The sequence below is a fragment of the Pseudomonas mucidolens genome (genome assembly GCF_900106045.1).
Lineage (GTDB): Bacteria > Pseudomonadota > Gammaproteobacteria > Pseudomonadales > Pseudomonadaceae > Aquipseudomonas > Aquipseudomonas mucidolens.
Window position 1 is genome coordinate 3811516 of sequence record NZ_LT629802.1, and the last position, 25365, is coordinate 3836880.

At 59.6% G+C, this 25365-nt stretch carries 21 protein-coding genes and 1 pseudogene; 11 read left to right on the forward strand and 11 right to left on the reverse strand.

Annotation, left to right across the window (positions count from 1 at the left end):
- Positions 1–157: 157 nt before the first annotated feature.
- Together BLU75_RS17650 and BLU75_RS17655 are read left to right on the forward strand one after the other, a co-directional pair.
- A pseudogene (locus BLU75_RS17650) lies at positions 158–773 on the forward strand (biliverdin-producing heme oxygenase).
- Positions 770–3013, forward strand: a complete 2244-nt coding sequence (locus tag BLU75_RS17655) for an ATP-binding protein (protein WP_084379980.1) — start codon at positions 770–772, stop codon at positions 3011–3013. Before BLU75_RS17650 ends, BLU75_RS17655 begins: the two are co-directional and overlap by 4 nt.
- An 8-nt stretch (positions 3014–3021) precedes the next feature.
- On the opposite strand, the gene BLU75_RS17660 is transcribed toward BLU75_RS17655, so the two are convergent.
- Positions 3022–4338 (reverse strand): sensor histidine kinase, encoded by a 1317-nt coding sequence (locus BLU75_RS17660; RefSeq protein WP_084379978.1) that lies wholly within the window; start codon positions 4336–4338, stop codon positions 3022–3024.
- Positions 4335–5045 carry a response regulator gene (locus BLU75_RS17665; RefSeq protein WP_084379976.1) on the reverse strand — a complete coding sequence of 237 codons (711 nt, stop codon included), beginning with the start codon at positions 5043–5045 and terminating at the stop codon, positions 4335–4337. The genes BLU75_RS17660 and BLU75_RS17665 overlap by 4 nt, the downstream gene beginning before the upstream one ends.
- Positions 5046–5209: 164 nt before the next feature.
- Between BLU75_RS17665 and BLU75_RS17670 the strand changes: the two genes are divergently transcribed.
- From BLU75_RS17670 to BLU75_RS17685, 4 genes are all read left to right on the forward strand, one after another.
- Entirely contained in the window at positions 5210–5998 is a 789-nt protein-coding gene (locus tag BLU75_RS17670; RefSeq protein WP_084379974.1) for an MlaA family lipoprotein, read from the forward strand.
- Positions 5988–6245, forward strand: a complete 258-nt coding sequence (locus tag BLU75_RS17675) for a hypothetical protein (RefSeq protein ID WP_084379972.1) — start codon at positions 5988–5990, stop codon at positions 6243–6245. Before BLU75_RS17670 ends, BLU75_RS17675 begins: the two co-directional genes overlap by 11 nt.
- Before the next feature lie 167 nt (positions 6246–6412).
- Positions 6413–8341 (forward strand): alkaline phosphatase D family protein, encoded by a 1929-nt coding sequence (locus BLU75_RS17680; protein ID WP_084379970.1) that lies wholly within the window; start codon positions 6413–6415, stop codon positions 8339–8341.
- Positions 8342–8501: 160 nt separating this feature from the next.
- Positions 8502–9515 carry a diguanylate cyclase domain-containing protein gene (locus tag BLU75_RS17685; RefSeq protein WP_084379968.1) on the forward strand — a complete coding sequence of 338 codons (1014 nt, stop codon included), beginning with the start codon at positions 8502–8504 and terminating at the stop codon, positions 9513–9515.
- A gap of 4 nt (positions 9516–9519) precedes the next feature.
- Here BLU75_RS17685 and BLU75_RS17690 read toward each other — a convergent pair whose 3' ends face one another.
- Complete coding sequence (locus BLU75_RS17690; protein ID WP_084379967.1) at positions 9520–10548, reverse strand: amino acid ABC transporter substrate-binding protein; 1029 nt, start codon at positions 10546–10548, stop codon at positions 9520–9522.
- A 144-nt stretch (positions 10549–10692) separates the two neighbouring features.
- On the opposite strand from BLU75_RS17690, the gene BLU75_RS17695 reads away from it, so the two are divergent.
- The 3 genes from BLU75_RS17695 to BLU75_RS17705 all read left to right on the forward strand — a co-directional run bounded on the left by BLU75_RS17695 (position 10693) and on the right by BLU75_RS17705 (position 13745).
- Positions 10693–11586, forward strand: a complete 894-nt coding sequence (locus BLU75_RS17695) for a LysR substrate-binding domain-containing protein (protein WP_084379965.1) — start codon at positions 10693–10695, stop codon at positions 11584–11586.
- Between the two features lie 90 nt (positions 11587–11676).
- Positions 11677–12927, forward strand: coding sequence for a 2-aminoadipate transaminase (locus tag BLU75_RS17700; RefSeq protein WP_084379963.1), 1251 nt, complete (start codon positions 11677–11679; stop codon positions 12925–12927).
- Between the two features lie 113 nt (positions 12928–13040).
- Positions 13041–13745, forward strand: coding sequence for a hypothetical protein (locus BLU75_RS17705; RefSeq protein WP_084379962.1), 705 nt, complete (start codon positions 13041–13043; stop codon positions 13743–13745).
- 207 nt (positions 13746–13952) lie between these two features.
- Here BLU75_RS17705 and cyoE read toward each other — a convergent pair whose 3' ends face one another.
- The 7 genes from cyoE to hmpA form a co-directional block, all read right to left on the reverse strand.
- Positions 13953–14840: a heme o synthase gene (cyoE, locus tag BLU75_RS17710; RefSeq protein ID WP_084379960.1), complete on the reverse strand. Its 888-nt coding sequence runs from the start codon at positions 14838–14840 to the stop codon at positions 13953–13955.
- A gap of 11 nt (positions 14841–14851) precedes the next feature.
- Positions 14852–15187: a cytochrome o ubiquinol oxidase subunit IV gene (gene cyoD / locus BLU75_RS17715; RefSeq protein ID WP_090221516.1), complete on the reverse strand. Its 336-nt coding sequence runs from the start codon at positions 15185–15187 to the stop codon at positions 14852–14854.
- Positions 15187–15810: a cytochrome o ubiquinol oxidase subunit III gene (gene cyoC / locus BLU75_RS17720; protein WP_084379957.1), complete on the reverse strand. Its 624-nt coding sequence runs from the start codon at positions 15808–15810 to the stop codon at positions 15187–15189. Before cyoC ends, cyoD begins: the two co-directional genes overlap by 1 nt.
- 3 nt (positions 15811–15813) lie before the next feature.
- The gene (gene cyoB / locus BLU75_RS17725; RefSeq protein ID WP_084379955.1) at positions 15814–17832 is read right to left on the reverse strand and encodes a cytochrome o ubiquinol oxidase subunit I; all 2019 of its coding nucleotides are present in this window, start codon (positions 17830–17832) and stop codon (positions 15814–15816) included.
- Positions 17833–17835: 3 nt separating this feature from the next.
- A complete protein-coding gene (cyoA, locus tag BLU75_RS17730; RefSeq protein WP_084379953.1) occupies positions 17836–18774 on the reverse strand; it encodes a ubiquinol oxidase subunit II in 939 nt (312 codons plus the stop codon).
- 795 nt (positions 18775–19569) lie between these two features.
- Positions 19570–20076 (reverse strand): disulfide bond formation protein B, encoded by a 507-nt coding sequence (locus BLU75_RS17740; RefSeq protein WP_084379951.1) that lies wholly within the window; start codon positions 20074–20076, stop codon positions 19570–19572.
- Between the two features lie 245 nt (positions 20077–20321).
- On the reverse strand, positions 20322–21503 hold the full coding sequence (gene hmpA, locus BLU75_RS17745; RefSeq protein ID WP_084379949.1) for an NO-inducible flavohemoprotein: 1182 nt from the start codon (positions 21501–21503) through the stop codon (positions 20322–20324).
- 156 nt (positions 21504–21659) lie between these two features.
- On the opposite strand from hmpA, the gene norR reads away from it, so the two are divergent.
- Positions 21660–23201, forward strand: a complete 1542-nt coding sequence (gene norR / locus BLU75_RS17750) for a nitric oxide reductase transcriptional regulator NorR (RefSeq protein ID WP_084379948.1) — start codon at positions 21660–21662, stop codon at positions 23199–23201.
- Between the two features lie 37 nt (positions 23202–23238).
- Here the strand turns inward: norR and BLU75_RS17755 are convergent, their stop codons facing one another.
- A complete protein-coding gene (locus BLU75_RS17755; RefSeq protein WP_084379946.1) occupies positions 23239–24150 on the reverse strand; it encodes a DMT family transporter in 912 nt (303 codons plus the stop codon).
- 137 nt (positions 24151–24287) lie between these two features.
- Here BLU75_RS17755 and BLU75_RS17760 point away from each other — a divergent pair, with 137 nt between their 5' ends.
- Positions 24288–25160, forward strand: coding sequence for a helix-turn-helix domain-containing protein (locus BLU75_RS17760; protein ID WP_084379945.1), 873 nt, complete (start codon positions 24288–24290; stop codon positions 25158–25160).
- Positions 25161–25365: the final 205 nt, after the last annotated feature.

Consider the following 25365-nt stretch of genomic DNA (forward strand, 5'->3'; position numbering starts at 1 on the left):
GGGGTCTGTTTTTAACAGTCCAGGAACTTTTTGATCATACGGTCAGTTTTATCACCACCTACCCCAGACAAGGGTAATGGGTTGTGTAGAATCGTCGCTCACACCCCATTAACGCGTCGGCCACGACCCGTCCTGGCCTTAAGTTCGAGCTTACCGAATGCACTCACAGGCCCCTGACGTTGGTGTGCCCCCCTTGCTGGATGCCTTGCGCTCAGGCACCGCCCTGCTACACGTTGCCCTGGAAAAGCGCCTGCCGTTCTTTGCGCCGCGGTTGGATGCCGACTGGTATCAACGCGTGCTCCAGGCTTACTACGGTTTCTACCGTCCAATAGAGGCGAGACTACACGACGGCGGCTTGATTCCGATCGGATTTGACCAGGCCTTACGGGCGAAAACACCGACTTTGCGCAACGATCTCAATGCTCTAGGCTTGAGCGATGAAGCGATATCCGCCCTGTCCCAATGCCCGTCCTTGCCGCACCTCGACACGCCGGCCGCCTGCCTGGGCGCGCTGTACGTGCTGGAAGGCGCCACCCTTGGCGGCCAAATACTGCGGCGGGAAATGGCCCAACGATTGGCACTGAATGCCGACAATGGCGGCGCCTTCCTGAATGTCTATGGCACCGAAACGGGCCGGCGCTGGAAGCGCTTTCTCGACTATCTGGCTGATGTCCCGCTGGCCCCCCCAAGGCCGCCAGCAGGCCGTGGATGCGGCGCGCTGGACATTCAGCTGTTTTGAGCAATGGCTCGACAGCCAGGAGGTATTGCTATGAAACCTGAAGATTTTGAAGAGCTGCTAGCCAACTGTGCCGACGAGCCCATTCGCTTTCCCGGTGCGATCCAGCCCCATGGGGTATTGCTGACGCTGTCGGAGCCCGGCCTGCAGATCGTACAAGTCAGCGCCAACGTGGCTGACCTGTTCAATCAGCAGCCCGAAGCGCTGCTGGGCCAGCCATTGCACGCGCTGATCGGCACCGAACCCGCCGAAGCCGTTCTCCAGATGCTCCTGCACAACACTTTCATCGACGCGCCAGCCCTGCATATCACCCTGCACGGCAGCGAGTTCGAAGGCTTGCTGCACCGCCACCAAGGTGTGCTGGTGCTGGAGTTCGAGCCACTCATCAAGCATTTTCAACCCACTGCCCTCAACGGCCGAACCAGCAACCTGAGCAAGATGCTGCAACGCTTGCAGTCAGCGAAAACCCTGCAGGCCTTATACGAAATCAGCGTCACTGAAATTCAAGCCATGACCGGTTACGACCGGGTGCTGATTTATCGCTTCGAGGAAGAAGGCCACGGCCAGGTCATCGCCGAAGCGTCCGCCCCCGCCATGGAACTGTTCAATGGCCTGTTCTTCCCAGCGTCCGACATTCCAGAACAAGCCCGCGAGCTGTACCGCAGCAACTGGCTGCGAATCATCCCCAACGCAGACTACGAGCCCGTACCGCTGGTGCCCAAGCTGCGCCCGGATACCGGCCAGCCGCTGGACCTGACTTTCGCCACGTTGCGCAGTGTGTCGCCGATCCACTGCCAATACATGAAGAACATGGGCGTGTTGTCGTCCATGAGCATCTCGCTGATGAAGGGTGACAAACTGTGGGGGCTGATCAGTTGCGGCAATCGTCAGCCGCTGTACATCCCCCACCAGCTGCGTACTGTCTGCCAGAGCATCGGCCAGGTGTTGTCCTTGCAGATCAGCGCTATGGAGGCCTTGGACATCAGCCGTCAGCGCGAGGAAAAAGTCGAGGCGCTGACCCTGCTCAACCAGGCAATGATCGCCTCGGCGCAAAACGTGTTCGAGGGCCTGACCGAGTGCCCGCAGGTGCTGATGGACCTGGTGCAGGCCAGCGGCGTGGCGATCATCGACGACAAGCAATTGCACTGCTACGGCAACTGCCCGGAACCTGTGCAGATCCGCGCGCTGCACAAATGGTTGCAGGAAACCGGGCAGTCGGTATTCGCCAGCCATAACCTGTCATCGGTCTACCCGCCCGCGGCGCACTATCAACACGTGGCCAGCGGCGTATTGGCCATGAGCCTGCCCAAGCCGGTGGACAATGGCGTGCTGTGGTTTCGCCCGGAAGTGAGTGAAAGCATCAACTGGAGCGGCGATCCCCGGAAATCTCTGGACCTGGAAAACCTGGACGCGGGCATGCGCCTTCGCCCACGCACATCGTTTGAAATCTGGAAAGTGAAAATGGCCGGTATCTCCAGCCGGTGGAGCCACGGCGAGCGCTTTGCCGCCCATGATCTGCGGCGTTCGGCCTTGGAGAATGACTTGGCGCGTCAGGTCCAGCGCGAACAGCAAGCGGTGCGTGCCCGCGACGAGTTGGTGGCGGTGGTATCCCACGACCTGCGTAACCCGATGACCGTGATTTCCATGCTCTGCGGCATGATGCAAAAAGCCTTCAGCTCCGATGGGTCCCACTCTTCACGACGCATTTCATCGGCCATCGACACCATGCAGCAAGCCGCTGCGCGCATGAACGTGCTACTGGAAGACTTGCTCGACACCTCGAAGATTGAAGCCGGTCGCTACACCGTCAAACCGGTGCCGCTGGACGTCAGCCAGATCTTCGAAGAAGCCTGTTCCTTGCTGGCGCCGCTGGCACTCGAAAAGAGTATCGACCTGTCGTTCCACGCCGAGCCTGGCCTGCAGATCAACGCCGATCCGGAGCGTTTGTTTCAGGTGCTGTCGAACCTGATCGGCAACGCCATCAAGTTCACCCCGCGCCAAGGAAATGTGGGAGTCTCGGCCATGGGCAATGATCAGGAGATTGTCTTTTCGGTGCGTGACTCCGGGGAAGGTATCGCCCCTGATCAGTTGCCCCATGTGTTTGATCGCTACTGGACCCAGACCGAAAACAATCCCTCCGGCACCGGTCTCGGCCTGTACATCACCCAGGGCATCGTCAAGGCCCACGGTGGGCGAATTGAGGCCGAGAGTGAGCTGGGCCGCGGCAGTGAATTCCGCTTTACCGTGCCCAGGGTGACGCTGGCCCCAGGCACCTGAGGCAACGCTTACACCGGCAATATCACCAGCGCCTCCAGCCCGCCGCCGGGGCGCTCCAGCAACGTCAGGGTGCCGCCATGCTCGAGGACAATCGCCCGCGCGCTGGAAAGCCCCAAGCCGACGCCGCCGGTACTTTTGTTGCGTGAACCTTCCAGGCGGAAAAATGGCAGGAATACCTGTTCGTGGAGCCGCGCAGGAATGCCCGGCCCACGGTCCAACACACGAATCACCACCTGCCCGGCGCGCTGCTGCAGTTCAATCTCGGGAGCCTGGGCATAATGCACCGCGTTTTCCATCAGGTTGGTCATGACGCGCTTGAGCCCCAGGGGCCGGCCGAAATACACCAGCCGCGGCGGGCCGCTGAACGTGATGTCGACGGACTGGTCGCGGTAGTCGTCCACCAGGGTTTGCAGGAGTTCGGCCAGGTCCAGTTGGGTAGCCTGCTCCAGACGTGCATCGTCGCGAAAGAACGCCAGGGCGCTGTTGATCATGCCCTGCATCTCGTCGACGTCACGGAACAGTTTCTGCTGCTGATCACTGTCTTCAATGAATTCGCCGCGCAGCCGCAGGCGCGTCAAGGGCGCACGCAAATCATGGGAAATGGCCGCAAGCATCTGGGTCCGGTCCTGAATGAAGTGCTGCAACTGAGCCTGCATGCCATTGAATGCGAGGATCGCCTGGCGGATTTCGTGCGGACCGACCGGCTCGATGGGCGGCGCCCGAAAGTCGGCACCGAAACGCCGGACGCCTTGGGCGAAATGTTGCAGCGGCCGGGCCAGGCGGCGCGTCGCAACCAGTGTGACCAGCGCCGTGGAAATCAGCACCATCACCAGCACGATAGCACTGCGCGGCCCCTCGGCCAGGCCCCAACTGCGCGAGGTGGTGCTGAACACCAGCCACGAATGGTCGGTCAGTTCCACCAGCAACGCGTAATGCCCGCCGGGACCGGACCAGTCTGTGGGTTCAAAGCCCTCGACCCGGCGCTGCGGCCATTTCAGTAGATCCACGAAGACTTCCTGTCCCGAGTAGAAATCGTCGTCCTCGACCACCGGCAAGCCGAAGCGGTCGGGATTGACCGACCACTCCACGCTGAAGCCGCTATCGCCAGCGGTCTGGGCCAGGCTCGGGCGCTGGGCCGGCTCCGCCGCTTCAATCATCCGCACCACCACCGCCACCCTGTCCAGAAGACCAATCTCGCTCAAGGGCGGCCGCGCCCAAACGCCCGCGAGCTGGCCAAACAGGGCGTTGAATGCCAGGGCGGTGAGCATCGCGATCACGATGGTCAGGGCGATCCAGCGGGCCACAGTGTCATGGGGACGCGTCATGAGCGGGTCACGCTGGCGGTGAACTGATAGCCACCATTGCGCACGGTGCGAATCATCGCCGGGCGCTTGGTGTCGAACTCCAGCTTGCGTCGCAAGCGACTGACCTGCACGTCGATACTGCGGTCGAACGCGTCATGGCTGTGGCCCCGTGCCAGGTTCAGCAACTGCTCGCGGGTCAGTACGTGCTGCGGGTGCTCGACGAACACCAGCAACAGATCGAACTCGCCGGTGGACAAGGGAATCATCACCTGATCCGGCGAGCGCAGTTCGCGGCGGGTCAAGTCCAGCTGCCAGCCGGCGAAGCGGATCAGCGGCCGTGAATGATCACCGAGCGCCGTCGCGCCCTCACCGGCACGTCGTAACACCGCGCGCACCCGAGCCAGCAACTCGCGGGCGTCGAAGGGCTTGCTCAGGTAATCATCGGCGCCCATCTCCAGGCCCACCACCCGATCGCTGAGTTCGCCCATGGCCGTCAGCATGATCACCGGTGTCGCGTAGCGTTGGCGCAGGCGCTGGCACAGCAGCAGGCCGTTTTCCCCCGGCAGCATCAGGTCAAGGATGATCAGGTCGACGGGGTGTTGTTCCAAGGCCGCCCACAGCTGCTCGCCATTGGCAGCGGTCTGCACCGCGTAGCCATGTTGCAGGAAAAATTTCTTCAGCAGTTCAAGGACTTCGAGGTCATCGTCCACAATCAAAAGGTTGCTCACCGGCGGGCATCACTCGGGTTGGTCGAAGCACCATTCAAAACCATTCGGCACGCCCCGTCATATATTTCAATCGTGCAATAAAGCGTCAAAGGCGCAATAAAGCAGACATCTTCGGGCAAACCACGAATGCCAGCATCAACCTCCCTTTTTCGGAGAGTGTGCTTATGCGTGCGCAAACGTATCCCCGACACCTGGCTCGCCAGGCCGTGCTGCTGTTGACCGTGTCCTACCTGACAGGCTGCGCCAGCCCAGCGCCTGCGACGAGCACCACAGGTTGCGCACAGGTCGATTACCCCGTCTACGATCCCGCCGAATCGCTCAACCGTGGGGTGTTCGCGTTTAACCGGGCCGTCGACGACTATGCCTTGGCGCCTGTGGCCCGTGGCTACCAACACTTGCCGGAGTTCTTCCAGCAGGGTGTGCATAACTTTTCCAGCAACTTCAGCGAACCCGAGGTTTTTATCAATGACCTGTTGCAGGGTAATCCGCTGCGTTCCATCAACACGCTGGGACGTTTTGCGCTAAACACCACCGTGGGCCTGGTGGGCGTGCTGGATGTCTCGGGGGCCATCGGTATCCCGCGTCACACCGCCGACTTCGGCCAGACCTTCGGTGTGTGGGGCATTGGCAACGGGCCTATCCTCGAGCTGCCGTTACTGGGTACCAGTAACAGCCGGGATGCCGCCGGCAAGGTCTTGGGCTTCCTGGTGGCGCCATTGGGCGACAGCGACACCGTACAAACCCTGGGCACCGTCAATCGGGTGGGAGGCACCGTGGACACCCGCGCGTCATTGCTGCCATTGACCGACAGCCTTCAGCAGTTGCCCGACTATTACAGCGCCTTGCGTAATGTGGTCGCCGAGCACCGTGCCGCCTATGTGCGGGAAGGCCAGGAAGGCGCCACCACACCCCCCACAAACCGCTGCGCAGAGGGCCAGGGCGATGATTTCTGAAGCCGACTCGATGCTGTTGCACCATCAGGTACGCAAGCGTGGCAACCGCGCTCTGTTGTGTCATGAAACGCGCTTGCAGTTGTCGCCGGACCACCGTCAACTGGTACTCAGCCGCTATGTGGAACACTACAGCCCGCAAGGCGTACGCTGGACCGAACGCCAGCACCGCGTGGCGGTGAGCGACCTGCTGCGCTGGCTGATAGCCCAGGGGGAACCTTCGACCACCCGCCTCGACACGAAGGCATAATTTTGGCGCAAGACGTTTATCGCACAGGATAGCCCGGGGCGCGGCACTCTTCTCTAAACAAGCAGACAGCGGTATTCCCCTGTCTGCCTGCACACAGGCCTTAACAAAACGCTGACATCCATTGCGCTACGCTATCCAGTCCGCTATTGCCCAGAGCCGTATTCTCCATGCCTCACCCCGACCTGTTGCCCGCCGTACTTGCCGGCCCTTTGCTGCGCCGTCTCGAACCGGGACGCCTGGTGTTATGGCTGGTGGGCAGTCGCCCCCTGGCATTGACTCTGAAACTGAGCTGGATCCAGGACCAGAATCCCCAGACGCTTGAAGTCGTTCTGGACGCCACACGCTGCCAAGTCGTTCCCGTCGGGCGTGCGGCGTTTATCCACCTGATCGACGTGCCACTGCAAAGTCCTCTGCCCCACGATGTGTCGATCAGCTATGACCTGCTGATCGCGCAAGCCAACGGCAAACCGTCGGGCATCGCCGAATGGGCGCCCCATCTGCTGTACGGCAATGCCCAAACCGCGGATTTTGTCCTGCACAGTCGTATCCGTCAGTTGATGCACGGTTCTTGCCGCAAACCCCACCATTACGCCGACGAAGGCCTGCTGTGTGTCGACCGCGTGCTGGCCGAGGCGCGCACGCCCGAACACAGCCCGGCGCTGCTGATGATGAGCGGCGACCAGGTCTATGCCGACGACGTGGCGGGTCCGATGCTGCGGGCAATTCATGGGTTGATCGCCCGCCTGGGTCTGTTCGATGAGTACCTGGACGGCGCCGTGGTGGATGACAGCACCCGGCTCTACGATCACCCGGCCAGCTACTACCATCGCGCCGACCTGCTGCCGGCCCTGGAAAGCAACGAGACCTTGCGCGAGCGTTTTTTTGGTGGGGTAAAGAAGCCGATTTTCACCAGTAGCACGGCTGACAATCATCTGGTGACCTTTGCCGAAGTCATGGCGATGTACTTGCTGGTCTGGTCGCCAACCCCCTGGACACTGATCTGCCCGACACCGCCACGCCTTGACGATGAAGAACGGGCGCGCTATGCCCGAGAACAGCTGCAAGTGGACAGGTTCCGCGACGGCCTGAATGGAGTGGCCCGGGTGTTCGCCCACGTGTCATGCCTGATGATTTTCGATGACCACGACGTCACCGATGACTGGAATCTCAGCGCCCAATGGGAAGCGACCGCCTACGGCAACCCGTTCTCCAAGCGCATCATCGGCAATGCCTTGCTGGCCTACATGCTTTGCCAGGGCTGGGGTAACAACCCGGATGCCTTCGCAGCGCTGCTGAATAAAACCCTGGCCCTGACCACCGCGGCCCAGACGCGGGACAACCACCTGGACGCATCCGCCCAGGACGAACTGCTGAGTGAGTTGTTGAAATTCCAGCAATGGCATTACGTGCTGCCAACCTCGCCGGCCCTGGTGGTACTCGACACCCGTACCCGGCGCTGGCGCAGCGAGTTCACGCTCAAGCAACCGTCCGGCCTGCTGGACTGGGAAGCCTTGAGCGAGTTGCAGCACGAACTGCTGGATCATCCGTCGGCCATCATCGTTTCGCCGACGCCGATCTTCGGCGTCAAGCTGATCGAAGCCATACAGAAAGTCTTCAGCTGGTGCGGTTATCCGTTATTGGTCGATGCCGAAAACTGGATGGCCCATCGTGGGGCGGCGCAAGTGATCCTGAATATATTTCGTCACTCACGCACACCGGGCAACTACGTGATCCTGTCGGGTGATGTGCATTATTCATTTGTCTACGAAGTGCTGATCCGCCATCGCGACGCCGGGCCGAAAATCTGGCAGATCACCAGCAGCGGTATCAAGAACGAGTTCCCCCGCAGCTTGCTGGAATGGTTCGACCGGCTTAATCGCTGGCTCTATTCACCTCGCTCACCGCTGAACTGGCTGACACGCCGGCGACGCATGCAAGTGATGCCACATACCCCAGAACATGCCGAGGCCGGCGAGCGGTTATGGAACAGTGCGGGCGTCGGACAGGTGTTCTTCAACGAACAGGGTCAACCCGAAGCGATTTATCAACACAATGCCGACGGTTCGCCCAGCACCCGCATGGTAGAGCCACAGTAGGCGCGGTTAGCGCCTCGCTCGCAAATAGTGGCACTTTGCCTCGCTCCGACAGGCTCTTTCTCTGTTACCAAACCTCGTTGTAAAGTACCGCAGCCACGGAGTATCGGCGTTTACACCTGACTGGCTATTTCCGGCCAATACCTTCGCAGGAAGCGCGCAGATGGACGATACATCCGGTATGAGCCCGTTGAAGAACGAATGCTCCGACCTCCATACAGACATGCTCCATGCCATCATGGAACTGGTCAGTGACGGTATCTGGGACTGGAACGCCAATACCGGATTCGTCTATCGCAATCCCGGCTGGTACGAAATGCTGGGTTATGCCCACCACTCCCTGGAAAATAACGTCTTCACCTGGGAAAACGTGATTCATCCCGACGATTATCCCCGCGTGATGAAAGCCTTTGACGACTACATCAACCGCCACACCCCGCACTATCAAGCCGAGTATCGTTGCCGCAAGAAGGATGGTACCTGGCTGTGGATCGAAGATCGCGGCTACGTGATCGCGCGCAACGCCGACGGTTCAATGTCACGGATGGTCGGCGCGCAACGCAGTATCCAGGCGCGTAAACGCTCGCTGGAACAGCTCGAGCGACGCAACCAATCCCTGGAGGCGCTGGTAGCCGAGCGCACCCGTGAATTGTCCCGGGTCAATCAGCAACTGCAGCTGCAACTGGACGAAAATCGCTCCCTGGCTGAACGCGATACCCTGACACGCATCGCCAATCGCTATCGCCTGGAAAAAGTCCTGCTGGAAGAATGTGACCGCGCCCAACGGTTTCGCTTGCCCTTGTCACTGATTGCCATGGACATCGACGACTTCAAGCCGATCAACGACCGACACGGTCACGCCGTGGGTGACGCCACGCTGTTGCAGGTGGTGGAACACCTGGAACGCTGCGTAGGCCAGGACGATCTGCTGGCGCGTTGGGGGGGCGATGAATTCATGCTGATCCTGCCCAAAAGCACCGTTGAAACCGCCAGATTGCTGGCCGAACGAGTCCGCCAGGAAATCCTCGATTTACCGAGCATCGGCGAGTTCAAGGTGACCTTGAGCCTTGGGGTGGTGCAGCGCCATGATAACGAGGCGCCCGCCACCCTGATGGCCAGGGCGGACCAGGCGCTGTATCAGTCCAAGGCGGCGGGCAAGAACACGGTGTCGTCATGAACGTCTAGCGAACCGGCGGCGCGTACTGAATGCCGCCGTTGTTCCACAAGGCATTCAGCCCGCGCGGGATCTTCAACACGCTGTCCTGGCCGATATTGCGCTCGAACACTTCGCCGTAGTTGCCCACTTGCTTGACGATCTGCACCACCCAATCCTTGCGCAACTTGAGGTCCTTGCCATACTCGCCGTCGGCGCCCAGCAACCGTGCTATATCCGGGTTCTTAGTGGTCTTGGCTTGCTCTTCGACATTCTGCGAGGTGATACCCATTTCCTCGGCATTGAGCATGGCGAACAGCGTCCACTTGACGATGCTGAACCAATCATCGTCGCCCTTGCGCACCAATGGACCCAGAGGCTCCTTGGAAATCACCTCGGGCAGCACGATGAACTCGTCCGGGTGCGCCATCTTGATCCGCTGGGCATACAGGCCCGACTGGTCGGTGGTCAACACATCGCAACGACCGGCTTCCAGGCCCTTGGCACTTTCATCGGCAGTGTCGAAGGTGATGGGGGTGTACTGCATGCCGTTGGCGCGAAAGTAATCCGAGACGTTCAGCTCAGTGGTAGTGCCGGCCTGGATACACAGGGTCGCGCCGTCCAGCTCCTTGGCATGTTTCACCCCCAGTTTAGTGTTCACCAGAAAGCCGATACCGTCGTAATAGGTCACCCCGGTGAAAACCAGGCCCATGCCGGTATCACGGGAGCTGGTCCAGGTGGTGTTGCGCGAGATCAGGTCGATTTCCCCAGACTGCAACGCGGTAAAGCGCTCCTTGGCAGTCAGTTGGCTGAATTTCACTTTCGAGGCGTCGCCGAACAGCGCGGCGGCCACCGCGTGGCACACATCCACATCAATGCCGGTCATCTTGCCCTGGGCGTCCGGCACACCGAAGCCGGGCAGACCGTCGCTGACGCCGCACTGGATAAAGCCCTTCTTCTGAATCGCGTCCAGCGTCGCCCCAGCCTGAGCGCTACCGGCCAGCCCCAATGCAGTGGCGGCGGCGAGTGCGGCCAAGGTATTTTTCAGGTTTTTCATGCAAGGCGCTCCCTGTCGATTTTTATTGTTCGGCGCCGAAAAGCCGGGCCGGTTTATAGTATTGCCGCTCAGTATCAACGGCTTTAGGCCTGGCTCACAAACGACGTTTAGGCAAAGGCTCCTTCCGATTTGGAATGAACTCCCATGATTTCAAAACGCTTGACCCCTTCGATGACAGCCCTGCAATGCTTCGAAGCCGCCGCCCGCCACCTGAGCTTCACACGGGCCGCCGAAGAACTGCACCTGACCCAAAGTGCCGTCAGCAAACAAGTGGCCCAGCTCGAGGAGATGCTATGCCACAACCTGTTCGAACGGGTGCGCCAGCGTTTATACCTGTCGCCAGCGGGTGCCTTGTACCTGGCCGAGGTGCACAAGATCCTGACTCAGGTCGACATCTCCAGCCGCTACATCCTCACCTACGGCGGCGAAACCGAAGTACTGCGCATCGCCACCCAACCGACTTTCGGCGACCGCTGGCTGGTCCCCAAGCTCAAGGATTTCGCGGCCAGGCAGCCGAACATTCATCTGGATATCCGCAACGAACTGGAGCCGTTCGACGTGTTGCAGGCCAAGGCCGATATCGCATTTTTCTTCGGCCAGGGCTCGTGGCCGGGAGCGACCTGCATCGAGCTGTTTCGCGAAGTCGTGGTGCCGGTCTGCGCGCCAGGTTTCGTTGCACCGGGCAGCGACGCATCTTCGCGCCATACCCTGCTGCAATGCACCTCGCGACCCGAAGCCTGGCATGAGTGGTTTCTGGAACAGGGCCTGCATTCGCAAAACAGCTACCACGGTCCGCGTTTCGATACGTTCTACATGTGCATTCGCGCAGCGCAATCGGGCTATGGCGTGGCATTGGTGCCGCAGTATCTGGTCGCCGAGGAGTTGGCCCAGGGCAGCCTGATGATTCCTTGGGATTACGCCATGCCCAGCGCCGGCGCACACTTTATCGCGCATGCCGAACACGCCGGCGAGATTCCCAAGGTCAAGGCGTTTTTGAGCTGGATGGTGGAATACGTCGCAGCACATCCCGACTTTTAATAATGACCCGGCGACTTTATTTCGTTTGCGGGCACGTGCGGCTCACGGCTTAGATAGGGACACGTTTGCCCTTTTCGAGTCCCGGATCCCATGAGTCGCGAATCCATCAGCCAGTCGATTTCCATCGTCCACCCCATCAGCCTCAGCCACGGTAAAAATGCCGAAGTCTGGGACACCAGCGGCAAACGCTATATCGACTTTGTCGGCGGTATCGGCGTACTCAACCTGGGCCATTGCCACCCGAGCGTGGTGGAGGCCATTCGCGAACAAGCCACCCGGCTCACGCACTACGCCTTCAACGCCGCGCCCCATGCGCCCTATATCGAACTGATGAAGCGCCTCACGGCCTTCATTCCGGTGAGTTATCCAGTCAGTGGCATGCTCACCAACAGCGGTGCCGAAGCGGCCGAGAACGCCCTGAAAATCGCGCGTGGCGCAACCGGGCGCACAGCGGTCATCGCCTTTGATGGCGGGTTTCATGGCCGTACCCTGGCCACTCTCAATCTCAACGGCAAGGTCGCGCCCTACAAACAAAAAGTCGGCGTCCTGCCCGGCACCGTGTACCACTTGCCCTACCCCAGTGCGGACAACGGCGTGACCTGCGACGATGCGATCAACGCCATGGAGCGATTGTTCAGCGTCGAAATCGACGTTAATGACGTCGCGTGTTTCATCGTTGAGCCGGTCCAGGGTGAAGCGGGTTTCCTGGCCCTCGACAGCCAGTTTGCCAAGGCCCTGCGGCGCCTGTGCGATGAGCACGGCATCCTGTTGATCGCCGATGAGATCCAGTCCGGCTTTGGCCGCACCGGTCAGCGTTTTGCCTTTTCGCGCCTGGGCATCGAACCGGACCTGATCCTGCTCGGAAAAAGCATCGCCGGCGGCGTACCGCTGGGTGCCGTGGTCGGGCGCAGAGCGCTGATGGACACCTTGCCCAAAGGCGGATTGGGCGGCACCTATTCCGGCAATCCGATTGCTTGCGCGGCCGCATTGGCCACCCTTGATGTGATGACCGATGCACACTTGCAGGCCTGGGGCGAACAGCAGGAAGCCGCTATCGTGCGGCGCCACGCCGTATGGAAAAGCAAAAAAATCTCCGCCTATCTGGGCCGCCTGACCGGCGTCGGCGCCATGCGCGGCATCGAGTTGCTGCTTGCCGACGGCACCCCGGGATCCGCCCAATTGAGCCAACTGCTGAGCCTGGCCCGGGATGCCGGTCTGCTGCTGATGCCCAGCGGCAAAAGCCGACATATTGTCCGCTTGTTGGCGCCCCTGACCATTGAGCCTGAAGTACTGGAGGAAGGCCTGGATATCCTCGAGGCATGCCTGCGCACGCTGGATTGAATCAGCGGGACCTGACGCCGTGGGCAGAGTGCCGCCTTGACCTGGTCAGCCTCGCCCCTGAAAATGCCCGACGCTTTTCCCGTCTCCCCGTTTACTGAAGTAGTGAAATTTCAATGTCCGATTCCCGCACCGAAGAATCCGTAGTCACCTTGCAGTCCAAAGCTGAATACGAAAACGCCATCAATCTTTCACAGCATGTGCCCGCGGCCAAGAGCATCAGTGAAATGGTGCTGGACGCGTTCCACACCTCCAGGGAAAGCGACCAGATCCGCGAATTGCGCGTCGCTATCCGCCAGGCTCACGACGCCTTCGACGATGACAAGGCCTACGATCTAATGGGCCAGCTCAAGCAACTCAAGGACGCCGAGGCCGCCGACACCGCCGCGCTGGAAGACCTGAGCAGCAAATTCTCGATCAGCCGTATTCTCTCCTGCTTCAAGGACGATCCCCAGTTTCAGGAACTGGTCTACGGCCTGGCCCTCAAGGTCCTGAACCAGACTCACCAGGCCATCAGCAACCCGAGCAGCGGTAAAAGCAAAACCGCGCGGGCGAAGAAGGAAATGGAAGTGTTTGCCATCAGCAAGGACGGCATCAGCGTCACTCTGCCGCTGCGCTCGCCACGCGCCAAACCGAATGTCGACCGTGAGGCGTTTGAGTTCCTCGGTTTTACCTTTGTCGGTGAAGGCGATGAAGCTGAGCTTGAAAGCGAGATCTTTGTGGATAACGCCGGTGCCGAACAACCACTGACCCGCAAGAACATCGTGACCGCGCTGCAACAGCAGACCGCGTTTGATGGCTACAGCATCGCCGCGCAATAACCCAACCCCACCCCTCGTAGGAGCGAGCTTGCTCGCGAAGATCGTCAACGATAACGCGGGAAACCTGATACCTCGCAACGGTCTCTGGTTTTTCGCGAGCAGCTCGCTCCTACAGGGTGTGCTGCAAGCGCAGGCGGCAGGGTCGCAGCAGCCATGAAAAAGCCCCGCGCTTCTCTCGAAGGGCGGGGCTTTTCAATACACCTGCACTCAGTTGGCGTAGGTCAGCAGCAACTCTTTCGGCACCTGGAAATCCAGGGACATCATCACGCTCAACGCGGTGATGGTGAAGATCGAGAAGACAAACAGCTTGCGCGCCCAGACGGTGTCATCCACCGCCTTGTAGCCGGTCCAGGCCATGTACAGCCAGTACATGCCCATGGCGGCGGCGACGGCGAGGTAGCTCATGCCGGCGTAACCACTGAAGGTCAACATCAAGGTCGCCACGAGGAAGGCCAGGATGTAGAGCAGGATATGTTTCTTGGCCACCTGGATGCCACGCTTGACCGGCAATACCGGAATCGACGCAGCCAGGTAGTCATTGAAGCGAAAGATCGCGATGGCGTAAGAGTGCGGCATCTGCCACAGGCTGAACATCACCAGCAGCACCAGCGCAGCCATGTCGAAGCTATTGGTCACAGCCACATAACCAATCACCGGTGGCATCGCGCCCGACAGACTGCCCACCAGCGTGCCGTGAACCGACTTGCGCTTGAGGTAGAGACTGTACAGGCCGACGTAGATGACAAACCCGATGACCGCAAACAGCGCCGCCAGTGGGTTGGCCACCTTGTACAACAACACGACGCCGGCAACACCCAGGAGGGTCGCGAAAACCAGCGCCAGTTTCAGGGAAACAAGCCCCTGAACCAGCGCACGGTTTTTCGTGCGTTCCATCTTGATGTCGATATCGCGATCGATGCAGTTGTTGAACACGCAACCGGAAGCCACCACAAGGGAAGTGCCGATCATTGCCGCCAGGAAGATGGCCAGATCGACATGCCCCTTGGAGGCCAGGAAGAAGCCGCCTGCCACAGAAAGCACGTTACCGAAAATGATCCCCGGTTTGGTGATTTGGATAAAGTGCTTAAGCGACATCGGGTCTTACCTCACTTCGCCATCATGTAGGTGTGGATGCTGAACATGATCCACAACGACAGGCCAACCAGCAGCAGGATCACAATCGCCGTGAACACAAAAGCGATCACGTTGTTACGCTGGGCCTGGGAGCGATCCAGATGCAGGAAGTAATACAGGCGAACGATCACCTGGATCACTGCAAACAACATCACGATGGCCAGGGTCATGGCCTTCGGCAGGGTTGGGTACATCACCAGGCCGAACGGAATAACTGTCAGGATCACCGACAGGATGAAGCCGATGGCGTAAGACTTTACGCTACCGTGGCTTACATCATGGCTGTCATGGGAGTGTGCATTAGCCATTACAGAGTCCCCATCAAGTAGACAACGGTGAAGACGCAGATCCAGACCACGTCCAGGAAGTGCCAGAACAGGCTCAGGCAGCTCAGGCGGGTCTTGTTGGTCGACGTCAGGCCATGTTTGTTGACCTGGTACATCATGATCGCCATCCAGATCAGACCGGCGGTTACGTGCAGACCGTGGGTACCGACCAGGGTGAAGAACGCCGACAGGAAGCCGCTGCGGCTAGGACCGTAGCCTTCGGAGATCAGCAGGTGGAACTCGTTGATCTCCATGGCGATAAAGCCAAGGCCGAGCAGGAAGGTCATGCCCAGCCACTTCAGCACGCCCGCCTTGTTGCCACGGAAGAACGCCAGCATGGCGAAGCCGTAGGTGATCGAACTGAACAGCAGCAAGGCGGTTTCGCCCAGTACGTAATTCAGTTCGAAGATGTCGTGGCCCGACGGGCCACCTGCTACGTTGTTTACCAGTACCGCGTATACCGCGAAGATCGATGCAAACAGGATGCAGTCGGTCATCAGGTAGAGCCAGAAACCGTATACGGTCATCTCGCCCGCGTCGTGGTGGTCATCGTGCCCATGGTCATCGACATGGGCGTGTCCAGCATTGGTCACTAAGTTCGACATGGTTTAAGCCTGTTCCAACGAGGTTTCAACACGGTTGGCCGGAATCTTCTTCTCGGCTACCAGGCGAGCGTGCTGCTCGGCTTCGATGCGTTCGATCACGTCGACCGGCACCATGTAGCCTTGATCATCACGAGCCGCGTGGATCACGAAATAGATCACGGTGCCCGCCAGGCTTGCGATCGCCAGCCACCAGATGTGCCAGATCATCGCAAAACCGAATACCGTCAACAGCGCGCCCATCACCACGCCAGTGGCGGTGTTGTTCGGCATGTGGATCGGCGAGTAGCGAGTCGGTTGCTGGTACGCAGTACCGTTTTCCTTGGCTTCGGTGAACGGATCGATCGTCTCGGCTTTTGGCAGCACGGCGAAGTTGTAGAACGGTGGTGGCGACGAGGTCGACCATTCCAGGGTGTGAGCATTCCATGGATCGCCCGACACACATTCGTTCTGCTTGCGGTCACGGATACTGACGTACAGCTGGATCAACTGGCAGGCAATACCCACGGCGATCATCACCGCACCGAACATGGCAATGTACAGGTACGGTACCCACTCAGGGTTGGTGCTGGCGTTCAGACGACGGGTCATGCCCATGAAGCCCAGTGCATAGAGCGGCATGAACGCGACGAAGAAGCCGGTGATCCAGAACCAGAATGCAGCCTTGCCCCAGCCTTCGTGCAGCTTGAAGCCGAACGCTTTCGGGAAGTAGAAGCTGAAACCAGCGATGTAACCGAATACCGCACCACCGATGATCACGTTGTGGAAGTGCGCGATCACGAACAGGCTGTTGTGCAGCACGAAGTCAGCACCCGGGATGGCCAGCAGTACGCCGGTCATGCCGCCGATAGCGAAGGTCACCATGAAGCCCAGGGTCCACAGAACCTGGCTGGTGAAGCGCAGACGGCCGTGGTAAATGGTGAACAGCCAGTTGAATAGCTTCACCCCCGTCGGGATCGAAATCAGCATCGTCGCCAGGCCGAAGAAGGCGTTGACGCTGGCCCCCGAACCCATGGTGAAGAAGTGGTGCAGCCAGACCATGAAGCCCAGTACGGAGATCGCACCCGATGCGTAGACCATCGAGTGGTGACCAAACAGGCGTTTGCCGGTAAAGGTCGAGATCACTTCGGAGAAGATACCGAACGCTGGCAGGATCAGGATGTACACCTCAGGGTGACCCCATGCCCAGAACAGGTTCACGTACATCATTGGATTGCCACCAAGTTCATTGGTGAAAATGTGGAAATCCATGTAACGGTCAAGCGTCAGCAGTGCCAGCGTAGCGGTCAGGATCGGGAACGAAGCCACGATCAGCACGTTGGCCCAGGTGCAGGTCCAGGTGAAGATCGGCATGTCCATCAGCTTCATGCCAGGGGTACGCATTTTCAGCACGGTGGCCAGGAAGTTGACCCCCGTCAGCGTCGTCCCCAGTCCTGATAGCTGTAGCGCCCAGATGTAGTAATCCATCCCCACGCCCGGACTGTATTGCAGCCCCGACAACGGCGGATAGGCCACCCAACCGGTCTTGGCGAATTCGCCGACGCCCAGGGACAGGTTGATCAGCACGACGCCGGAAACCAACAGCCAGAAGCTCAGGGAGTTGAGGAACGGGAACGCCACGTCACGCGCACCGATCTGCAGCGGCACTGCCAGGTTCATCAGGCCGGTGAAGAAAGGCATCGCCATGAAGATGATCATGATCACACCGTGGGCGGTGAAGATCTGGTCATAGTGTTCAGGCGGCAGGTAGCCAGGCGAACCCTCGGTGGCCATGGCCAACTGGGTACGCATCATGATCGCGTCGGCAAAACCGCGCAGCAGCATGACCATGGCGACGATGATGTACATCACGCCGATTTTCTTGTGGTCGACCGACGTCAGCCACTCGGTCCACAGATAGGTCCACTTCTTGAAGTAGGTGAGTGCCGCAAACAGTGCCAGACCACCCAGCGCGATCATGGCGATGGTCACCATCACGATCGGCTCGTGGAACGGGACCGCTTCCCAACTTAATTTACCAAACATCGTTTACTCCTCTGCCCCGGCAGCTGAATGCGAATTTGCGTCCGTCCCTTCCACAGCAGCCACTTCTTTCTTCTCGTGCTTGACCGGCTTGCCTGGTTTCATCCCTTCATACTTATCGATGATTTTCTGAAACAGGTCCGGCGTGTACGAGGAGTACAGCTCTACAGGGTTGTTCTGGCTTGGCTTGGCAAGGGCTTCGTATTCAGCTTGTTCAAGCTGTTTTGGTGAGCTCTTGGCTTCTTGTACCCAGGCATTGAAATCTTCCTGGGTGGTGGCGATTGCTTTGAATTTCATGCCGGTAAAGCCCGCGCCACTGTAGTTGGCGGAGATACCGTCGAGCTCGGCGTTCTGGTTGGCAATCAGGTGTAGCTTGGTCTGCATGCCGGCCATTGCGTAGATCTGGCCACCCAGGCCCGGGATGAAGAATGAGTTCATCACCGCGTCAGAGGTCACTTTGAAGTTAATCGGGGTGTTGGCCGGGAACACGATCTTGTTCACGGTGGCGATCCCCTGCTCGGGATAGATAAACAGCCACTTCCAGTCCAGCGCGACCACTTCGATGGTGAGCGGCGGCACGTCGGATTCCAGCGGACGGTAAGGGTCCAGCTCGTGGGTCGACTTATAGGTGATGTAACCCAGGGCGATGATGATGAGTACAGGTACCAGCCACACCGCGATTTCAATCTTGGTGGAGTGCGACCACTTCGGCGCGTAGGTAGCCTTGGTGTTGGAGGCGCGGTATTTCCAGGCGAACGCGAAGGTCATCACGATCACCGGCACTACGACCAACAGCATCAGCAGAGTGGCAGTGATGATCAGGTTACGTTGCTCCACCCCGACCTGCCCCACAGGGTCGAGCAACGTCCAGTTGCAGCCTCCCAGCAAAAGCATGCCGAAAAGCGGCAATATGCCTAGTAATCGGGTGTACCTGTTTTTACTCATCTCACGACCTCTAAAGCAGCTTGCGCAATGCAGTTGGGTTTTGATCGCCAACACTTCACCCTGCCAAGGGTTGGCATTTCTTTTCGATTGAATAAGGGCCTGCCTGGCGCGTCATGCGCGGAACGACACGTCCAGGTTTAGCAGTGAGTTCTTATTCGAATTCGTGGGTCAAAGGCCTTGTTACAGACCAATTCCATTTGGTGCGGATAGTTGAAAGGCTGCCGGCACCGGGGTCGCATGAAGCAAGATTCTCGCCTCTCGACCGCCCTATTTTGCTCAGGCTTGAGCAGCACCGGACACTCAGTGCGGGCGATTGTAGTTAGCTAGCGATGTATAAACCATGACTTATAACGAAATAATTTTTATCGTTTCCAGCAATAATCCTGCACCATTCCCGCGAAAGCGCCGGATCTTATCGCGTTTGATTCTCAACAAAAACCCCAAAAAACGCCGTGCCATTAGCCATTCTGTCGCATCCAGGAGCCCCTTTCGCCCTTCCTGAAACCCATTCAAGCCCCCTGAACGCAAGGCATTCAGACATCATTCCCAGATGTGAACATCACGCCGCGCGCGGCGCGGGCCAGACGCTCAACTGACAGGCTGAACCGCCGGGCCGAGACACGATTAATCTGCAAACCACGTGATGGGAAACGTCCTGCGGCAACCTCAGTGTGACAACGTGTCGCACGTTGTGGCGCACCAAACTTGTCTGGCGTCATGGTCCTTTGACAAAACCGCCGCAAACAAAAACGCCCCGACCTTGCTCATGCAAGATCGGGGCGCTGGGTTATCGGTTCAGGCGTGGTTTTTACGGTTACGGTAAATGCCCAGGGGAACCAGGATCACCGTCAAGATAAACGCTACCAGCGCCCATTGAGCCAGGGACAGGCCGAGCACCGGCGGGTACGGCGTGCTGCAGAAGCCGTCGACCTGAAAGCCCAGGGGGAAAATCTTCGCCAGGGGCAGGTCATCGACAATCGGTTGCAGTACATCGACACCACAGCTGATGGCGGGATAGAACTGGGTATAGACATGATGCCCGGCGGCGGCCACACCACCCAACGCGCTGAGCACCACCAGCCCTTCAAATACGCTGACGCTGCGCTGGGTACGCATTGCGGCGCCAATAAAGGCAAACAGGGCAATCAACAGCAAAGCGTAGCGTTGCAGGATGCACAGCGGACACGGCGCTTCACCCAACACCACCTGCATGTAAAGCGCCCCGCCGATCAGGGCCAGACAGATAATACCCAGCAACACCAGGAAACGCCGCTCGCGTCCCAACCGCATTTCGTCACTCATGCCCATTTCCTTGCCTGATAATCGTTATGCCAATGGCCGCAAGTTTACACGCAGCACGAGAAACGTGAGCAGTTGGCGTAGCAAGGTTAAAACAGAGAGGCGTTAACAGAGGATTAATGCGCAGGCATATGCCCCGTAGGAGCAAGCTTGCTCGCGAAGAGCGTTAACGATGACGCGTTGAACCTGGATAAACTCGGCGCCCTCAGGTTCTTCGCGAGCAAGCTCGCGCCTACACAGCGGTGGGTTTATTCCAGGGCAGCGGCGGGGCCGAAGAACTCGTAGCGGCTTTGCGTTTCAGGCACGCCGAGGGCTTTGAGGTGACGCTTGATGGCGCTCATGAAACCTTTTGGCCCCAGGAAGTAAGCATCCACGTCACGTTGTTCGGGCAACCATGCCGCCAGTTGTTCCTGACTGAGCAAACCGATTTTGTCCGCTGCCGGGCTGACCCCGTCGTCCTCGTCGTAGCAATAGAATCGCGTCAGTTGCGGATGACGCTCGGCCAACGCATCGACCCAGTCCCGGAACGCATGCACCGCGCCGTTGCGCGCGCAATGAATAAAGTGCACCGGACGCTCGGTGGCCAGGGCCGCTTCCAGCATCGGCAAGGTCGGTGTGATACCCACGCCGCCACTGATCAACACCAGCGGTTTGTCGCTGGCCGCCAGGGTGAACTCGCCCGCAGGCGGAAACAGGTCGATACTCGCACCGACCTGCAACTGATCATGTAGGTAGTTGGACACCCGTCCACCCGCTTCGCGCTTGACGCTGATACGGTACTGGCCCGAATCGGTGCGTGCCGACAATGAATAGTTGCGGCGTACTTCTTCGTCCTCCAGCAGCAGTTTCATGCCGATGTACTGGCCAGGCTCCGCCGTCAGGATCGGCCCGTTATCCACAGGCGCGAAATAGAAGGAGGTGATTTCACTGCTCTCCTCGACGCGCTTGACCAAAGTGAACGCCCGCGCCCCGCGCCAGCCGCCAACGGCTTGCGCCTTTTCTTCATAGATCGCCGCTTCAGCGCCGATCAGGATGTCTGCCAACTGGCCATACGCGGCGCCCCAGGCGCTCATCACTTGCGGCGTGGCGATTTCACTGCCGAGCACTTCGGAAATCGCCCGCAGCAGGCAACTGCCGACGATCGGGTAATGCTCCGGGAGGATTTGCAAGGCCACGTGTTTGTTGATGATTTTGGCTACCAGATCACCCAGTTGATCCAACTGGTCGATGTGCCGCGCATACATCAGCACGCCGTTGGCCAACGCACGGGGTTGGTCGCCGCTGACCTGATGCGCCTGATTGAACAGCGGTCGCACTTCGGGGTATTCGGACAGCATCATCCGGTAGAAGTGAGTGATCAGCGCTTCCCCACCGCTTTCCAGCAGCGGCACGGTGGACTTGATGATGGTACGGTCTTGAACGCTAAGCATAGGGAGACTCCTGAGCTTTTTGGGCTTCTGAATAATTACTCTGTACCACTCAGTTTTCGTGCCAACTAATAACTTCTTATTTATCAGCAGCTTAAATTACAGATAGTCAATATAACCCCCTACATATTATAGTCTTAAAGACTACAAGGAGTTATTATGACTGCACACTCTCTGCTCACCACCTTGCTGCCGCTGGTCGCCGACCTGTCCCGCGAATTGCCTGAAGGCGAACGCTACCGGCGCCTTCTGCAAGCCATGCGCGCCCTGTTACCCTGCGATGCCGCCGCGCTGCTGCGTCTGAACGGTGAATGGCTGGTGCCGCTGGCGGTGGACGGCTTGAGCCCGGACACCCTCGGGCGGCGCTTCAAAATCAGCGAACACCCGCGCTTCGAGGCATTGCTGAGCAGCGCCGGCCCCACGCGATTCGACACTGACAGCAGCCTGCCCGATCCCTACGACGGCTTGGTCGCGGGTCTTCACGGCCACCTTGAAATCCACGACTGCATGGGCTGCCCGCTGTTTATCGACGACCGGCCCTGGGGCCTGCTGACCCTGGATGCGCTGGACACCGAACGCTTCGAGCAGGTCGAACTGGACGCCCTGCAAGCTTTTGCCAGCCTCGCCGCGGCCACCGTCAATGTCGCCGAGCGCATCGAACGCCTGGCCTTGCGGGCCGAAGACGAGCACCAGCGCGCCGAGATTTATCGCCAGGCCAGCGGCCAACAGCACAAGGAGATGATCGGCCAGAGCAAAACCCACAAGCGCCTGGTGGAAGAAATCAAACTGGTGGGCGGTAGCGACCTGACAGTGTTGATCACCGGTGAAACCGGGGTCGGCAAGGAGCTGGTGGCCCAGGCCATCCATGCCGCCTCGCCGCGCGCGGAAAAACCGATGATCAGCCTCAACTGCGCGGCGCTGCCGGAAACCCTGGTGGAAAGCGAACTATTCGGCCACGTGCGGGGCGCCTTTACCGGCGCGCTGAACGAGCGGCGCGGCAAATTTGAACTGGCGAACGGCGGTACATTGTTTCTCGATGAGGTCGGGGAACTGTCGCTGTCGGTCCAGGCCAAGCTGTTGCGGGTGCTGCAAAGTGGACAATTGCAACGCTTGGGCTCGGACACCGAGCATCAAGTCGACGTGCGTCTGATCGCGGCCACCAACCGTGATCTGGCCGCGGAAGTGCGCACAGGGCGTTATCGCGCGGATTTTTATCACCGCTTGAGCGTGTACCCGCTGCAGGTCCCGGCCCTGCGCGAGCGCGGTCGCGACGTGTTGCTGCTGGCCGGTTTTTTCCTTGAGCAGAACCGCTCCCGCATGGGCCTGGGCAGCCTGCGCCTGACCAGCGACGCCCAGGCAGCATTGTTGGGGTATGCCTGGCCAGGCAATGTGCGGGAGCTGGAGCACCTGATCGGCCGCAGCGCCTTGAAGGCGTTGGGCAACTGCCGGGACCGGCCGAAGATCCTCAGCCTGAGCGCTGCGGACCTGGACTTACCCAGTGCCGCCGCACCGCAGATCGAGGAGCCAGCCGAAACACCTGCGGTTACCGGCGACTTGCGCCTCGCCACTGAAAACTATCAACGGCAAGTCATACAAGCGTGCCTGGAACGTCACCAGCACAACTGGGCCAGCACCGCCCGCGAGCTGGGCCTGGACCGCGCCAACCTGGGGCGGATGGCCAAGCGCCTGGGCCTGAAGTAACACCGAACAACATGTGGGATACGGGCCCGCTCCCACATTAAATCTGCTTCGGCTTACAAAATGTATTCACTGGCACGACGACACGGGGTTTGCGAAACACCAGCACATTGCCCAGCATCACCAGCACCAACCCGGCCAACGCCGGGGCGGTCCATTGATAGCCTTCGACCAGTGCCGACACGTTCAGCGCCACCACCGGGAACAACACCGTGCAATACGCCGCACGCTCCGGCCCCATGCGGCCGACCAGCGTCAGGTAGGCGGTAAAGCCAATCACCGAGCCCGGAATCACCAGGTACAGCAGCGAACCGATGTAGCGACTGTTCCACTCCATGTCGAAGGGAATGCCTTGCACAACGCAATACAGTGCCAGCATCGACGCACCATACGCCATGCCCCAGGCGTTGGTGGTCAATGGCTTGAGACCGGCTTTCTGTTGCAGGCTCGACAGCAGGTTGCCCGCCGAAAAACACATCGTGCCCACTAGCGCCAACCCCAGGCCGAGCCAGGTGTGCGGACTGGTGGTATGCCCTGCCAGTTCCGGCCAGAACAACAAACCGAGACCAGACAATCCCAGACCACCGCCCATCAACACATTACGTGCGACTTTCTGGCCCAGGAACAATCGGGCATTCAACGCATTCCACAGCGTCGCGGTGGAGAACACCACGGCCACCAGACCGCTGGGAATCCACTGGCTGGCCGTGAGAAAACACATGAAGTTCACGCAAAACAGGCATAAGCCCTGGGCCAGGCAGATCAGATGGCCACGACGGTTCATCACCTGCAACTTGCGGCTGAGCACCAGCAGCACAAACAGCACCAGCGCCGCCAAGGCAAAGCGATAGACAATTGACGCTTCAATCGCCACCACGCCCAATTGCCACTTGAGGGCAATCCAGGTGGTGCCCCAGATCAGCACGGTGAGTAAATACAGCGAAAGGTTCATGGCGCACTCCGGTGGTTGAAGCACAGTCTCGCCCCGCCATGGCCCCGCGCGCTTGCAGATTCTTGCGCTTTTATCGTCGCGCGGGCTCACAGCGTCGGTTGCCGGGAGTAGGATGCAAGGCGTCGGAGAGAACTCACATGCCAGCACTGGACAACCTGCAAGTCTTTCAAGCCCTGAACCGCTCGCCGAACGCTCGCCTGGAGCTAAGCGCCGAACTCGGTGACGGCCTGTCCGCGGCGTTATGGAGCAACCACCACGACGCACAGGCGTATGAAGCCCCCGACCATCACACGCTGTCCTGCTACATCAGCGGCGGCACCGGCACGTTTAGGCGTGACCAGCCAGGCACCAAGGGCGGCCCCGACAAGCTGTGCATCCTGCCTGCCGGACACCAGTCGGCGTGGGTGATCAACGGCGAGATTCGCCTGGCTCACGTGTATATCAGCCCGCAACAGTTTGACTTGGGGTGCGTCACCCTGCTCGATCGCGAACCACGGGCGCTGCAACTGCGCGAAAGCACCTTTCTCGAAGATGCCCGGCAGGCCCGGCGCTTTCATCAACTGATCAGCCTGAACTGGCAGGAACCCGCCGAACGCCTGCTGACCAGCAGCCTGGCCTTTGAGATGCTCAACCACACCTTGCTCAGCCAGGTCGGCCTGCGCGAAGGGCTGCGTTTGAAAGGTGGCTTGGCCACGCACCAGCGCCGGCAGTTGATGGAGTTCATCGACTTGCAACTGGCCGAGCCCATCGGCCTGGGGCAACTGGCGGGGCTGTGTGCCTTGTCCGAATACCACTTCGCACGGATGTTTCGCACCAGCTTTGGCTTGCCGCCCCATCAATATCTACTGGCCCGGCGCCTGACCCGCGCCCAGGCGATGCTGCGCGAAGGTTCATTGCCGCTAGGGGAAATTGCCTTGGCGTGCGGGTTCTCCAGCGCCAGCCACTTTACCAACCGGTTTCGCCAGGCGCTGGGCGCGACGCCGGGGCAATACCGGCAGGCGTTCCTCTGAACCTCAACTTAACCCTGAACACCTCACGGTAGGAGCATAGATATCTACACAACTTTGTCTCAACGCTTAAATCCAAACAGATAGGGCTGTTGTGGCGAGCGGGCTTGTCCCGCGTTGGGCTGCGAAGCAGTCCCAGTAAGCCGAATGCGGTGTATCAGATACTCCGTAGCGGCTGGTTTTAGGGCTGCTTCAGCCCAACGCGGGA

What these genes read in the sequence shown, in the direction of transcription:
- BLU75_RS17655 (WP_084379980.1), top strand. Translation starts at nt 770, where the DNA reads ATGAAACCTGAAGATTTTGAAGAGCTGCTAGCCAACTGTGCCGACGAG.
- BLU75_RS17660 (WP_084379978.1), bottom strand. Translation starts at nt 4,338, where the DNA reads ATGACGCGTCCCCATGACACTGTGGCCCGCTGGATCGCCCTGACCATC.
- BLU75_RS17670 (WP_084379974.1), top strand. Translation starts at nt 5,210, where the DNA reads ATGCGTGCGCAAACGTATCCCCGACACCTGGCTCGCCAGGCCGTGCTG.
- BLU75_RS17675 (WP_084379972.1), top strand. Translation starts at nt 5,988, where the DNA reads ATGATTTCTGAAGCCGACTCGATGCTGTTGCACCATCAGGTACGCAAG.
- BLU75_RS17680 (WP_084379970.1), top strand. Translation starts at nt 6,413, where the DNA reads ATGCCTCACCCCGACCTGTTGCCCGCCGTACTTGCCGGCCCTTTGCTG.
- BLU75_RS17685 (WP_084379968.1), top strand. Translation starts at nt 8,502, where the DNA reads ATGGACGATACATCCGGTATGAGCCCGTTGAAGAACGAATGCTCCGAC.
- BLU75_RS17690 (WP_084379967.1), bottom strand. Translation starts at nt 10,548, where the DNA reads ATGAAAAACCTGAAAAATACCTTGGCCGCACTCGCCGCCGCCACTGCA.
- BLU75_RS17695 (WP_084379965.1), top strand. Translation starts at nt 10,693, where the DNA reads ATGATTTCAAAACGCTTGACCCCTTCGATGACAGCCCTGCAATGCTTC.
- BLU75_RS17700 (WP_084379963.1), top strand. Translation starts at nt 11,677, where the DNA reads ATGAGTCGCGAATCCATCAGCCAGTCGATTTCCATCGTCCACCCCATC.
- BLU75_RS17705 (WP_084379962.1), top strand. Translation starts at nt 13,041, where the DNA reads ATGTCCGATTCCCGCACCGAAGAATCCGTAGTCACCTTGCAGTCCAAA.
- cyoE (WP_084379960.1), bottom strand. Translation starts at nt 14,840, where the DNA reads ATGTCGCTTAAGCACTTTATCCAAATCACCAAACCGGGGATCATTTTC.
- cyoD (WP_090221516.1), bottom strand. Translation starts at nt 15,187, where the DNA reads ATGGCTAATGCACACTCCCATGACAGCCATGATGTAAGCCACGGTAGC.
- cyoC (WP_084379957.1), bottom strand. Translation starts at nt 15,810, where the DNA reads ATGTCGAACTTAGTGACCAATGCTGGACACGCCCATGTCGATGACCAT.
- cyoB (WP_084379955.1), bottom strand. Translation starts at nt 17,832, where the DNA reads ATGTTTGGTAAATTAAGTTGGGAAGCGGTCCCGTTCCACGAGCCGATC.
- cyoA (WP_084379953.1), bottom strand. Translation starts at nt 18,774, where the DNA reads ATGAGTAAAAACAGGTACACCCGATTACTAGGCATATTGCCGCTTTTC.
- BLU75_RS17740 (WP_084379951.1), bottom strand. Translation starts at nt 20,076, where the DNA reads ATGAGTGACGAAATGCGGTTGGGACGCGAGCGGCGTTTCCTGGTGTTG.
- hmpA (WP_084379949.1), bottom strand. Translation starts at nt 21,503, where the DNA reads ATGCTTAGCGTTCAAGACCGTACCATCATCAAGTCCACCGTGCCGCTG.
- norR (WP_084379948.1), top strand. Translation starts at nt 21,660, where the DNA reads ATGACTGCACACTCTCTGCTCACCACCTTGCTGCCGCTGGTCGCCGAC.
- BLU75_RS17755 (WP_084379946.1), bottom strand. Translation starts at nt 24,150, where the DNA reads ATGAACCTTTCGCTGTATTTACTCACCGTGCTGATCTGGGGCACCACC.
- BLU75_RS17760 (WP_084379945.1), top strand. Translation starts at nt 24,288, where the DNA reads ATGCCAGCACTGGACAACCTGCAAGTCTTTCAAGCCCTGAACCGCTCG.